The following is a 12,561-nucleotide window of genomic DNA, read 5'->3' as shown; positions in this document are numbered from 1 at the left end:
TGAAACCAGGCCTGGGTAAGAACGCCGCAGGGGCCCCGGTGCCCAGGTCGGGGCCGCCGGCCCGGCGGAGCGTGCTCAGACCTCGTCGTCGAGCAGGGCCAGCTCCGACCAGATCGTCTTGCCCTCGGCGGTGTGCCTGCTGCCCCACCGCTGGGTGAGCTGGGCGACCAGGAGCAGACCGCGGCCGCCCTCGTCCCAGGTCTTGGCGCGGCGCAGGTGCGGAGCCGTGTGGTTGGTGTCGGACACCTCGCAGATCAGGGTGGCCGCGTCGTGGATCAGCCGCAGCCGGATGGGCGGGGCGCCGTAGCGGATGGCGTTGGTGACCAGCTCGCTCACGACCAGCTCGGCGGTGAACGTGGCCTCGGTCAGCCCCCAGCGTTCCAGCTGGTCGACGACCTGTTTGCGGATGGGCGCCACCAGTGCCGGATCGGCGGGGATGTCCCAGGTGGCGACCTGGGCGGACGGCAGGCCGCGGGTGCGGGCCAGCAGCAGGGCCACGTCGTCGCTGGAGCCGCCCGGCGGGAGCAGGCTGTGCAGCACGCGGTCGCAGGTCTCGTCCAGGGAATCGGCAGGGGCCGACAGGGCCTCGCGGAGCATCCGGCCGCTCGCGTCGATGTCCCGCTCGCGGCTCGCCAGCAGCCCGTCCGTGTGGAACGCCAGGACGCTGCCCTCCCGCAGTTCCACCTCGGCGGACTCGAACGGCAGCCCTCCGACCCCCAGCGGGGGGCCCGAGGGCAGGTCCAGCTGCTCGGCCGGGCCGTCCGGCGGGACGAGCAGGGGCAGCGGATGCCCCGCCCGGGCCAGGTTGCAGCGCCGCGACACCGGGTCGTACACCGCGTAGAGGCAGGTCGCGCCCACCTCTCCGGCGCCATGGTCCGCGCCGGACTCCTGCGACAGCCGGACGACCAGGTCGTCGAGGTGGGTGAGCAGTTCGTCGGGGGCCAGGTCGATGTCGGCGAGGGTGCGCACGGCGGTGCGCAGCCGGCCCATGGTGGCCGAGGCCTGGATGCCGTGGCCGACGACGTCGCCGACGACCATGGCGACCCGCATCCCGGACAGCGGGATCACGTCGAACCAGTCGCCGCCCACGCCGGAGCGGATGGCCGGCAGATAGCGGGAGGCCGCCTCCACCGCGGCGGTGTGCGGCAGGGTGCGGGGCAGCAGGCTGCGCTGCAGGGTGAGGGTGGTCTCGCGCTCGCGCGAGTAACGGCGTGCGTTGTCGATGCAGACGGCGGCCCGGGCCGTGACCTCCTCGGCGAGCAGCACGTCGTCGTCGGTGAACGCCTCGGGGCGCCGGAAGCGGGTGAAGACCGCCACGCCGAGGGTCGTGCCCCGGGCCTGGAGCGGGACGGACATCGTGGAGTGGATGCCGTACTCCTGGACCCGCTGGAAGCGCACCGGGTCCCAGGCGAGCCACTGCTCCAGGTCGCCGGAGGAGCCCGAGGCCACCACGGTGTGCCCCGCGACCAGCGAGGCGGCCTGCGGGGAGTTTTCCGGGTAGACGTCGACCTGCCCGGGCTTGACGACCGCTTCGGGGCTGCCCCGGTTGACCGACTGGTGGGCTGCCCGGCGCAGCTGCACCGGCGGGGCCGGCGGGCCGGGAGCCTCGCCACCGCCCTCCTGCGCCTCCAGCAGGTCGACGCTGACGAAGTCGGCGAGGGCGGGAACGGACACGTCCGTCAGCTCCTGGGCCGTCCGGGTGACGTCGAGGGTGGTGCCGATGCGCACGCTCGCCTCGTTGACCAGTTGCAGCCGCTCCCGTGCCCGGTACTGGTCGGAGAAGTCGTGGGCCGTCACGCACACGCCGCGCACCCGGCCGGCCCCGTCGGTGAGCGGTGCCATCCTGGCCAGCCAGGCGTGCGCGGCCCGGCTCTCGCCGGTGGCCTTCATGTACGTCTGCATGTCCTGCCGCCGGCCGGTGCCCAGGACCTGGCGCAGATTCTTCTCGAGCTCGGAGTTCTGCGGCCGGCTGCCGATGTCGGTGGGCTTCAGGCCCAGCATCCGCCCGGCGGGCAGTCCCAGGAGGTCCGCCATGGCCTCGTTGACGCCGCGCAGCCGCAGCCGCTCGTCGAAGACCATCGTGGCGCAGGGCGACTGCGTCAGGGCCAGGCGCACCAGCGGGTCGTCCGGCAGTCCGGGGCCGGTGGCCTCCGGCGGGGACACCGCGAGCCACTCGGTCGTCTCCGGTCCTTCGGGCGGCCTGCGATGGGCGAGCACCCAGACGGACACCGGGTGGCCGTCGCGGTGGCGCAGGGTGAGGGTGCCGCTCCAGCGGGAGTCGTCCGGCACGGACGGGAGCTCCGCGCCGTCGGCCAGCAGCGCTGCGGCCGGGCGGCCCACGACCTCGGCGGCGGTGTGGCCCAGCAGCCGGCGGGCGCCCTCGCTCCACTCGGTGAGCGTGCCGTCGACGGCGATGACGGCACGGGCGGCCACGCCATCGTCGAACACCTCGTCCGGGCTCATCGTCGCGACTCCATACGGACACTCACAGTGAACAGGGAAGCCAGTTGAGTTCCAGCGTAGTCCGTAGGCACCCGACGTGGACCGGTAACCCCCGTGCCGACTGCGCGGCCGGAGACGAGGTGCACATCCGGTCGAAGTGCCCCCTGGGGCAGAAGGACGCTCCCGCACCCTTGACGGTCAGGTGTGACTGGTCGACAGAATCTGTTTGTTCGCGATCAGTTGTGAGCACTTCTGAGTTCTCATGAGGGAGAGCTGCCATGTCGGTCACGCGCAGATCGGTCCTGCTCGCCTCCGCGGCCACACCCGCAGCCGGAGCGCTGCTCGGTGCCCCGGAGGCGTGGGCCGCCGGGGAGGCGCGCGGTGCGACCGGCCGCCGGACCGTCGCACTGCGCGACGGCTGGCGCTTCGCGCTGGTGAATCCGGGCGGCATCACCGACCCGACCGGCGCCTACGCCGACGCCCACCTCCCCGGCTACGACGACTCCGGATGGCGCGAGACCGCCGTCCCGCACGACTGGAGCATCGAGCAGACCCCCACCACCGAGCACGGCACCACCAGCGGCACCGGCTTCCTGCCCGGGGGCCTCGGCTGGTACCGGCTGGCCTTCACCCTGCCGCCCGCCCTCGCCGGCAAGCGCGTCTCGGTGGAGTTCGACGGCGTCTATATGGACTCCACCGTCTACTGCAACGGCAAGGAGGCCGGCCGCCACCCCTACGGCTACACCGGCTTCGCCCTCGACCTCACCGACCTGGTCCACACCGACGGCACCACCGGGAACGTGCTCGCCGTCCAGGTCCGCAACCGGCTCCCCAGCAGCCGCTGGTACTCGGGCAGCGGCATCTACCGCGAGGCCCGCCTGGTGATCACCGAGCCGGTGCACGTGGCCCGCTGGGGCACCCGCGTCACCACGCCCGAGATCTCCGCCGAGCGGGCCCTCGTACGGGTCGCCACCTCCGTCGTCAACGCCTCGGGCACCGACGCCGACGTCGAGGTCGTCTCCCGGATCGTCGACCGCGAGGGCCGGACGGTCGCCCGTACCTCCTCAGCCGCGGCCGTCACCACCGAGCGGACCGAGACCCAGGAACTCACCGTCCGGCGCCCCGAGTTGTGGGACTTCGAGACCCCCCACCGCTACACCCTGCACACCGAACTGCGCGTCGGCGGCCGGACCACCGACACCTACCGCACGGTCTTCGGCTTCCGTACCTTCCGCTTCGACCCGGACGAGGGCTTCTCCCTCAACGGCACCCACCACAAGATCAAGGGTGTCGACCTCCACCACGACCTGGGCGCACTCGGCGCGGCCGTCAGCATCGACGCCGTCCGCCGGCAGCTGGAGATCATGCGGTCCATGGGCGTCAACGCCCTGCGCACCTCGCACAACCCGCCCGCGCCCGAGGTGATCCAGGTCTGCGAGGAGCTGGGCGTCGTCATGCTCGTGGAGGCGTTCGACTGCTGGCGCACCGGCAAGAACCGGTACGACTACGGACGCTTCTTCGACGAGTGGTGCGAGAAGGACGCCACCGAGATGGTGCTGGCGGCCCGCAACTCGCCCGCCGTGCTGAGCTGGTCCATCGGCAATGAGGTCCCCGACTCCACCTCCACCGCGGGCCTCGCCATGGCCGACCGGATCATCGACGCGATCAGGGCCGCCGACGACACCCGACCGCTGGTCATCGGCTCCGACAAGTACCGCCGCCTGCCCGCCAAGGGCTCCGCGTCCGACCTGATGCTGGCCAAGCTGGACGGCCTCGGCCTCAACTACAACACCGCCAAGTCGGTGGACCAGCTGCACGCGGCCTACCCGCACCTGTTCCTCTTCGAGTCCGAGTCGTCCTCGGAGACCTCCACCCGCGGCGCCTACCAGGAGCCCGAGCACCTCAACACCGGCGAGAACCACACACCGGGCAGGCGCGCGACCTCCTCCTACGACAACAACCTCGCCTCCTGGACGATGAGCGGCGAGTACGGCCACAAGAAGGACCGAGACCGCAAGTGGTTCGCCGGGCAGTTCCTGTGGTCGGGCATCGACTACCTCGGCGAGCCCACGCCCTACGACGTCTTCCCGGTCAAGGCGTCCTTCTTCGGCGCGGTCGACACCGCGGGCTTCCCCAAGGACATGTACTACCTCTTCCAGAGCCAGTGGACCGAGCGGCCGATGGTCCACCTGCTGCCGATGACCTGGAACCACGACAAGGGCGACACGGTCGAGGTCTGGGCGTACGCGAACGTCGAGACCGTCGAGCTGTACCTCAACGGCAAGTCCCTGGGCGTCCGGCGCTTCGACACCAAGAAGACCGTGGACGGCCGCACCTACCTGGAGACGACCGAGGCGACCGGCGACGACAAGACCTTCACCGACGGTCCCTACCCCGGCAGCTACACCAGCCCGAACGGCAGCGCCGGCAAGCTCCACCTCACCTGGCGGGTGCCCTTCGCGCCGGGCGAGCTGAAGGCCGTCGCACGGCAGGGCGGCGAGGTGGTCGCCACCGACGTCCTGCGCACCGCCGGAACCCCGCACGCGATACGCCTGACCGCGGACGGCGCGTCCCTCGCCGCGGACGGCCGTTCCCTGGTCTTCGTGACCGCCGAGGTCGTCGACCGGCGCGGCGTGGTGGTGCCCGACGCGGAGCACCTGCTCTCCTTCGAGGTGGCGGGCGGCTCCCTCGCCGGCCTCGACAACGGCCGCCAGGAGAGCGCCGAGCGCTACCAGGCGAGCACCCGGACCGCCTTCCACGGCAAGGCCCTCGCCATCGTCCGGTCCGGCACGAAGGCCGGCGCGGTGCAGGTGACCGCCCGCGCCGAGGGGCTGCGCACCGGCACCGCGACCGTCCGCGCCACCCCGGCCAGGGACCGGGCCGAGACGCCCCCGCCCGCCTTCGGGCCGGAGCATCCCGCTCCCGTGGACCACCCGCACGCGGATGCCGGCTACTCCGGCCGCCCGGACACCCTGCCCGCCGCCATGCTCGACGGCGATCCGGCCACCGGCTGGTCCAACGGCTTCTTCAAGCAGGCCACGCCCTTGCTGCCGGCCTTCGACGGCGCGCGGGCCGAGGACTGGGTCTCGGTCGACCACGGGCGCACCCGCGCCTTCGACCGGGTGGACGTCTTCTTCACGGTGGACGCCTCGCACAGCCTGCCCGCGACGATCGAAATCGCGGTCTGGGACGGCCGGGCGTGGCAGCCCGCCCGGGACACCGAGATCGGCTGGGCCGCCGCTTCCGACGCCCCCACCATGATCACCTTCAGGCCCTTGCGCGGCTCCCGGATCCGGCTCACCCTGACGAGCCGCCACCCCGACGAGGCACGTGGCGCGATACGCATCAGCCGGCTGGACACCCTCTAGGCCGCCCCGGTCCGGACGGGCGGTGAACAGCCACTCCCGTCCGGACCGTTGACGGAGTGTCACATCAGCCACAACCATGGTCTGCGCCCGCATCTGGGAGCGCTCCCATGCTGAGCGCCACCCGCACCTCCCGGAGGAGCCCAGACGTGAAACGACGCAGAACCGCACTGCTGTCCCTGACCGCCCTGCTGGCGACCGCCCTCACCGCGCTGCCCTCCGCGCCGGCCGGGGCCGAAGAGGCCGAGCAGGTCAGGAACGGCACCTTCGACACCACCACCGACCCCTGGTGGACGACCAGCAACGTCACCGCCGGCCTGTCCGACGGCCGGCTCTGCGCCGACGTCCCCGGCGGCACCACCAACCGCTGGGACGCCGCCGTCGGGCAGAACGACATCACCCTCGTGAAGGGGGAGTCGTACCGCTTCTCGTTCAGCGCGACCGGGACACCCGCCGGGCACGTGGTGCGGGCGATCGTGGGCCTGTCGGTGTCGCCGTACGACACCTACCACGAGGTGACACCGCAGCTCAGCGTGTCCGGTGACACCTATTCGTACACCTTCACCTCGCCCGTCGACACCGCTCAGGGGCAGGTCGGCTTCCAGCTCGGCGGCAGCGCGGACGCCTGGCGCTTCTGCATGGACGACGTCTCGCTGCTGGGCGGGGTGACGCCGGAACCGTACGAGCCCGACACCGGGCCCCGGGTCCGCGTGAACCAGGTCGGCTACCTGCCGGCCGGACCGAAGAACGCCACCCTGGTCACCGACGCCACGGCGAAGCTGCCCTGGCAGCTCAAGAACTCCGCCGGGACGGTGGTCGCCCGGGGAACGACCCTGCCGCGCGGGGTCGACGCCTCCTCCGGGCAGAACGTCCACTCGATCGACTTCGGCGCGCTCCGCGCCAAGGGCGCGGGCTTCACACTCGTCGCCGACGGCGAGACCAGCCGCCCCTTCGACATCGGCACGAGCGCCTACGAGCGGCTCCGGCTGGACGCGGCGAAGTACTACTACACGCAGCGCAGCGGCCTCGCGATACGCGACGACCTGCGGCCCGGCTACGGCCGCCCGGCCGGTCACGTGGGCGTGGCACCCAACAAGGGCGACACTTCGGTGCCCTGCCAGCCCGGCGTGTGCGACTACACCCTCGACGTCAGCGGCGGCTGGTACGACGCGGGCGACCACGGCAAGTACGTCGTCAACGGCGGCATCTCCACCTGGGAGCTGCTGAGCACCTATGAACGCGCCCGGCACGCCCGCACCGGGCAGGCGGACAAGCTCGGGGACGGCACCCTCGCCATCCCGGAGAGCGGCAACAAGGTCCCGGACATCCTGGACGAGGCCCGCTGGGAGCTGGAGTTCCTGCTGAAGATGCAGGTGCCCGACGGCAAGCCGCTGGCCGGGATGGCCCACCACAAGATGCACGACGAGCAGTGGACCGGCCTGCCGCTGATGCCCCACGACGATCCGCAGAAGCGTGAGCTGCACCCGCCCTCCACCGCCGCCACCCTCAACCTGGCCGCCACGGCGGCGCAGGCCGCCCGGATGTACCGCCCCTACGACAAGCCCTTCGCAGCCAAAGCACTGGCTGCCGCACGCAAGGCCTGGGCGGCGGCGCTCGCCCACCCCGACCGCCACGCCTCAGAGAGCGACGGGGTCGGCGGCGGCGCCTACGCCGACAGCGACGTCACCGACGACTTCTACTGGGCGGCGGCCGAGCTGTACCTCTCGACCGGGGAGAAGCGGTTCGAGGAGTACGTCGCGAAGTCCCCGGTGCACACGGCCGACATCTTCAAGCCGATCGGCTTCGACTGGGCCCGCACCGGCGTCGCGGGCCGGCTCGACCTCGCCACGGTGCCGAGCAGGCTTCCCGGCCGGGACGCCGTGCGCCAGTCCGTCGTCAAGGGCGCCGACCGCTACCTGGCCACCCTCAAGGCGCACCCCTACGGCATGCCGTACGCGCCGGACGGCAACATCTACGACTGGGGCTCCAGCCACCAGGTGCTCAACAACGCGGTCGTCCTCGCCACCGCCTACGACATCACCGGCGCCTTGAAGTACCGGGACGGCGCGCTGCAGAGCATGGACTACATCCTGGGCCGCAACGCGCTGAACATCTCCTATGTCACCGGCTACGGCGAGGTCAGCGCCCAGAACCAGCACAGCCGCTGGTACGCCCGCCAGCTCGACCCCGCCCAGCCCAACCCGCCGAAGGGCACCCTCGCGGGCGGGCCGAACTCGAGCATCCAGGACCCCTACGCACAGAGCAAACTCCAGGGCTGCGTCGGCCAGTTCTGCTACATCGACGACATCCAGTCCTGGTCGACCAACGAGCACACGATCAACTGGAACGCCGCCCTGACCCGCATGGCCTCCTTCGTGGCGGACCAGGGGTAGGGACCGGACAGCGGTGCCGCGTGCCGGGGGAGTGGGCCGACAGGACGCCCCCGGCATGCGCGCGTAGCCTGGTGTCATGCCAGCGGTGCGGGTCGACGGCATCGAGGTCGCGTACGACCGGGTGGGCCAGGGCCCGCCCCTCGTGCTCGCGCACGGCGCCACGACGGACGCCCGGCTGTTCGGTGGCCAGGCCCGGGACCTGGCCGACGAGTTCACCGTCGTCGCCTGGGACGAACCGGGCGCCGGCCGCTCCTCCGACGTGCCGCTCTCCTTCACCCTGGCCGACTACGCCCGCTGTCTGGCGGCCGTCATCGAGGACGTGGACCTCGGCCCGGCCCATGTCCTCGGCCTGTCCTGGGGCGGAACCGTCGTGCTGGAGCTCTACCGGCACCACGCCGAGCTCGTCCGGACACTGCTCCTCGTCGACACCTACGCGGGCTGGAAGGGCTCGCTGTCCGCGGCGGACGTGCGGGCACGGGTCGAGGGCGCGGAACGGATGCTCGCCGTCCCGGCCGAGGTGTTCGCCCCGACCATGCCGGGCCTCTTCGCCGGGCAGCCGTCCGCCGAGGCCGTACGCCTGCTGTCGGTGATGTCGGCCGACACCCGGGCCCGGAGCATACGGACCGAGCTCACCGTCATGGCCGAGGCCGACCAGCGCGATCTGCTGCCGAAGATCGAGGTGCCGACGCTGCTGCTGTGGGGCGAGCTCGACGTGCGCTCACCCGTGGAGACCGTCGCCCGCCAGTTCCTCGCAGCGGTTCCGCGGGCCACGCTCGTCGTCCTCCCCGGCGTCGGGCACCTCAGCAACATCGAGGCGCCGGAACCGTTCAACCGGACCGTCCGGGAGTTCTGCCGCGCTCACTCCTGACCGGGCCCGGCCAGGGCCCGGCGCGGATCGTGCCCGACGGGCTCCCCGGGCCGCTGGTGAGCGGTCAGCGTGTGCAGCCGGGCCGGGTCCAGCGGCTCGTGCACCTCGACGTACTCGCCGTGCGGCAGCCGTTTGACCACGCCGGTCGCCCGGCCGTGCCGCACCAGTTCCTCGTCGTGCCGTTGCAGCCCCAGGCAGATGTGCCGGGTGACGGCGAAGACGGCCGCCGGGACGACGAACACGGCGATCCGCACCGCCCACGTCACCGTGTTGATCGACAGGTGGAGGCGCGTCGCCACGATGTCGTTGCCGCCGCCCGCCAGGAGCACGAGGTAGAGGCTGATCCAGGCCGCTCCGACCGCCGTACGGACCGGGCGGTTGCGCGGCCGGTCCAGCAGATGGTGCTCGCGCCGGTCGCCGGTGAACCGGGCCTCCAGGAACGGGTACACGCCGATGAAGACCAGCAGCAGCGGGAACACCACGACCGGGATCAGCACGCCCAGCACCAGCGTGTGCCCCCACAGCGTGACCTCCCAGCCGGGCATGATCCGCACCAGGCCCTCGGCGAAGCCGAGGTACCAGTCGGGCTGGGCGCCCGTCGACACCTGGTCGGCGCGGTACGGACCGTACGACCACACCGGGTTGATCGTGGCCACCGCCGCCATCAGCGTGAGCACCCCGAACACCAGGAAGAAGAAGCCGCCCGCCTTCGCCAGGTACACCGGCATGAACGGTGAGCCCACGACATTGCGCTCGGTGCGCCCGGGCCCGGGGAACTGGGTGTGTTTGTGGTAGACGACCAGCAGCAGGTGGACCACGATCAGCGCCGCCATGACCCCGGGGATCAGCAGCACGTGCAGCGCGTAGAAGCGGGCCACGATGTCGTCGCCGGGGAACTCGCCGCCGAACAGGAACATCGCCAGGTACGTCCCCACGATCGGCACGGACAGCAGCGCGCCGTGCACGAACCTCAGGCCCGTGCCCGACAGCAGGTCGTCCGGCAGCGAGTAGCCGAACAGCCCCTCGAAGAGACCGAGGAAGAGCAGCGACCAGCCGAACAGCCAGTTGACTTCCCGCGGCTTGCGGAACGAGCCCGTGAAGAAGTGCCGCATCATGTGCGTCAGCATCCCGGCGACGAAGACGAGTGCCGCCCAGTGGTGGATCTGCCGGATCAGCAGCCCGCCGCGCACGTCGAAGCTGATGTCCAGCGTAGACGCGTACGCCTCGGACATCCGCACACCGTTCAGCGGGACGTAACTCCCCTGATAGGTCACCTCGTTCATCGACGGGTGGAAGAACAGCGTCAGGTACACGCCGGTGAGGACCAGCACCACGAAGCTGTACAGGCAGATCTCGCCCAGCAGGAACGACCAGTGGTCGGGGAACACCTTGCGCAGGTACTTCCTGCCCAGCGTGTGGGTGCCGAGCCGCCCGTCGAACCAGTCGGCGAGGCGCTCTCCGCGCCCGGCGCTCACGCCGCCGTCCCGGAGAGGTGGGCGAGCTTGTCCGGATTGGCCACCACGTAGATACCGCGCACCCGGTCGCCCTCCGGGGTGAGGTCCAGGACCAGGACGGCGAACGGGGCGTCGCCGTCGAACAGCACCGCCGCGTCGTCCCCGTTCACACGCCGGTAGCGCCACACGGGGTGATCCGGACCGCCCCGGCCGGCCGTGAGCAGACGGGTCACCTTGTCCCGGCCGTGCACCGGGCGCAGGCTCGCCCGCCGGCGCTTGCCTCCGGCGTCCGTCCACGCCGTGACGTCCGGCGCGAGGACCTCCATCAGCTCGGCTATGTCCCCGCCGAGGGCCGCGCGCACGAACCGCTCGGTCGCCTCCCGCCGCACCCGCGGATGCGCCTCGTACCGCGGCCGCCGCGCGTGCACGTGCTCCCGGGCCCGGTGCGCCAACTGCCGTACGGCTGCGGGGGAGCGGTCGATGATCTCCGCGATCTCGGCATGCGGGTAGCCGAACACCTCGCCCAGCACGAACACCGCCCGCTCCAGCGGCGTGAGGGACTCCAGGACCACCAGCATCGCCAGCGACACCGACTCCGAACGCAGGGCCGGGTCCTCGGCGGTCCCGGTGTCGTCCGCGACCAGGGGCTCGGGCAGCCACGGGCCGACGTACGTCTCCCGCCGGCGGCTGATCACGGCGCGGCGGCGCAGCGCGTGGTTGACGGCCACCCGGACGAGGTAGGCGCGCGGATTGTCGACACCGGCCAGGGGAGCGCCGCCGCCGCGGGCCGTCCAGGAGAGCCAGGTCTCCTGGAGGACGTCCTCGGTGTCGGCGACACTGCCGAGCATGTTGTAGACGACGCCGAACAGCAGCTCGCGATGGTCGACGAACACCCCGGTCGCCGCGTCGAGCGGGGTGCCGGTGCCGGGTACGGAGCTCTCGGTCATTGCGGGGGCCTCCTCTGGCGCGCTCACCACTGCGAGCCGAGCAGGGCCCCGGCATGTGACATCGCCCGGCCCGATGTGACCCACATCTCAGGCCGTCCACCGTCCCGGTACCACTCGGCGACCGCGCTGACCTCGGGGTATTTACGAGTCAGTACCCGAGCGGTACCGTGAAGTCATGCCAGCTCTCAACGTGGAGTTCAGCGACCGCGAACTTGAGGACCTCAGGCAGATCGCCAAGGAGCGCGGTACGTCCATGAAGGCGCTCGTGCGAGAAGCGGCCGCGGCCGACATAGCCCGCCACCGGGCCCTGCAGGAAGGCGCGGAGGCCTTCCGCCGGTTCTTCTCCACCCACGCCGACGAGTTCGCCGCCGCGTTCCCCGACGACGAACCGCCCGTCAAGGGCGAAGGGCGGGCCGCCTGACTCATGGCGCCCGTGATCCATATCGACGTGCCCTGGCTGCTGCAGCGCCATGAGGAGGTCCTGCCGGACCAGCCCACCGTCAACGACTTCTCCGCGCTGGTCGCCGCCGTCGCCCGGCACCGCGTCGACCCGCCGCGCCTCGGGGTGAACTCCGACCCCGCCTGGCGGGCCGCCGCGCTGCTGCACACCATCACCGTGCTCCGGCCGCTGCCCTCGGCCAACGCCCGCTTCGCCTGTGCGACCGCCGTGGCGTACATGTTCGTCAGCGGCGTGGGCATCGACCCGCCCTACGGGGCGCTCGTCGACCTCGCCCGCGATCTGCTGTCCGGGACCACCGACGTGTACGGCGCGGCGGACCGGCTGCGTTCCTGGCAGATCTGAGGAACGGACGGGGCGCCCGATTCATACGGGCCGCAGGGAAATGTCGAAAACGGGTGCGAACCGCGAGCATCCGTTCCCCCGTTTCTGACTTTCTGTCAATGGCGGGGATGTTGTCCGGGCGCCTTGTTGGCCGTGTGGGGGTTGTGGAAGAGTGAAACACGCGTGCGGGGGGAATGGCCGGGTGTCGCACGTGATTTGTGGACCGCATCCGATTCACCGTCGGTGAATTCGCACCTCCCGCGCCGCGCCAAAAGAGGTACGCACCAACCGGGCCTCCTTTTGCGGCGGCA

At 71.7% G+C, this 12,561-nt stretch carries 8 protein-coding genes; 5 read left to right on the top strand and 3 right to left on the bottom strand.

The window, feature by feature from the left end:
* Positions 1-75: 75 nt before the first annotated feature.
* Complete coding sequence (locus OO68_RS13480; RefSeq protein WP_033308564.1) at positions 76-2,463, bottom strand: SpoIIE family protein phosphatase; 2,388 nt, start codon at positions 2,461-2,463, stop codon at positions 76-78.
* 257 nt (positions 2,464-2,720) lie between these two features.
* Between OO68_RS13480 and OO68_RS13475 the strand changes: the two genes are divergently transcribed.
* From OO68_RS13475 to OO68_RS13465, 3 genes are all read left to right on the top strand, one after another.
* Positions 2,721-5,810: a glycoside hydrolase family 2 TIM barrel-domain containing protein gene (locus OO68_RS13475; RefSeq protein WP_033308563.1), complete on the top strand. Its 3,090-nt coding sequence runs from the start codon at positions 2,721-2,723 to the stop codon at positions 5,808-5,810.
* Positions 5,811-5,956: 146 nt separating this feature from the next.
* The gene (locus OO68_RS13470; RefSeq protein WP_033308562.1) at positions 5,957-8,200 is read left to right on the top strand and encodes a glycoside hydrolase family 9 protein; all 2,244 of its coding nucleotides are present in this window, start codon (positions 5,957-5,959) and stop codon (positions 8,198-8,200) included.
* A 76-nt stretch (positions 8,201-8,276) separates the two neighbouring features.
* Positions 8,277-9,068 (top strand): alpha/beta fold hydrolase, encoded by a 792-nt coding sequence (locus tag OO68_RS13465; protein ID WP_033308561.1) that lies wholly within the window; start codon positions 8,277-8,279, stop codon positions 9,066-9,068.
* Here OO68_RS13465 and qcrB read toward each other — a convergent pair.
* Positions 9,059-10,543: a cytochrome bc1 complex cytochrome b subunit gene (gene qcrB / locus OO68_RS13460; RefSeq protein WP_033308560.1), complete on the bottom strand. Its 1,485-nt coding sequence runs from the start codon at positions 10,541-10,543 to the stop codon at positions 9,059-9,061. The genes OO68_RS13465 and qcrB overlap by 10 nt on opposite strands.
* The gene (locus tag OO68_RS13455) at positions 10,540-11,469 is read right to left on the bottom strand and encodes a sigma-70 family RNA polymerase sigma factor (protein WP_033308559.1); all 930 of its coding nucleotides are present in this window, start codon (positions 11,467-11,469) and stop codon (positions 10,540-10,542) included. Before OO68_RS13455 ends, qcrB begins: the two co-directional genes overlap by 4 nt.
* A 175-nt stretch (positions 11,470-11,644) precedes the next feature.
* Here OO68_RS13455 and OO68_RS13450 point away from each other — a divergent pair, with 175 nt between their 5' ends.
* Both OO68_RS13450 and OO68_RS13445 read left to right on the top strand, forming a co-directional pair.
* Positions 11,645-11,890 (top strand): hypothetical protein, encoded by a 246-nt coding sequence (locus tag OO68_RS13450; protein ID WP_033308558.1) that lies wholly within the window; start codon positions 11,645-11,647, stop codon positions 11,888-11,890.
* 3 nt (positions 11,891-11,893) lie between these two features.
* Entirely contained in the window at positions 11,894-12,271 is a 378-nt protein-coding gene (locus OO68_RS13445; RefSeq protein ID WP_031110699.1) for a hypothetical protein, read from the top strand.
* The last annotated feature ends 290 nt before the right edge of the window (positions 12,272-12,561 follow it).

The sequence above is a fragment of the Streptomyces iakyrus genome, assembly GCF_000717055.1.
Taxonomy (GTDB): domain Bacteria; phylum Actinomycetota; class Actinomycetes; order Streptomycetales; family Streptomycetaceae; genus Streptomyces; species Streptomyces iakyrus.
This window is presented reverse-complemented; position numbering and strand designations above follow the sequence as displayed.

Bases quoted from the DNA above. Each gene is read 5' to 3' on its own strand.
- OO68_RS13450 (WP_033308558.1), top strand. From the start codon at position 11,645: ATGCCAGCTCTCAACGTGGAGTTCAGCGACCGCGAACTTGAGGACCTC.
- OO68_RS13445 (WP_031110699.1), top strand. From the start codon at position 11,894: ATGGCGCCCGTGATCCATATCGACGTGCCCTGGCTGCTGCAGCGCCAT.
- OO68_RS13455 (WP_033308559.1), bottom strand. From the start codon at position 11,469: ATGACCGAGAGCTCCGTACCCGGCACCGGCACCCCGCTCGACGCGGCG.
- OO68_RS13475 (WP_033308563.1), top strand. From the start codon at position 2,721: ATGTCGGTCACGCGCAGATCGGTCCTGCTCGCCTCCGCGGCCACACCC.
- OO68_RS13465 (WP_033308561.1), top strand. From the start codon at position 8,277: ATGCCAGCGGTGCGGGTCGACGGCATCGAGGTCGCGTACGACCGGGTG.
- OO68_RS13480 (WP_033308564.1), bottom strand. From the start codon at position 2,463: ATGAGCCCGGACGAGGTGTTCGACGATGGCGTGGCCGCCCGTGCCGTC.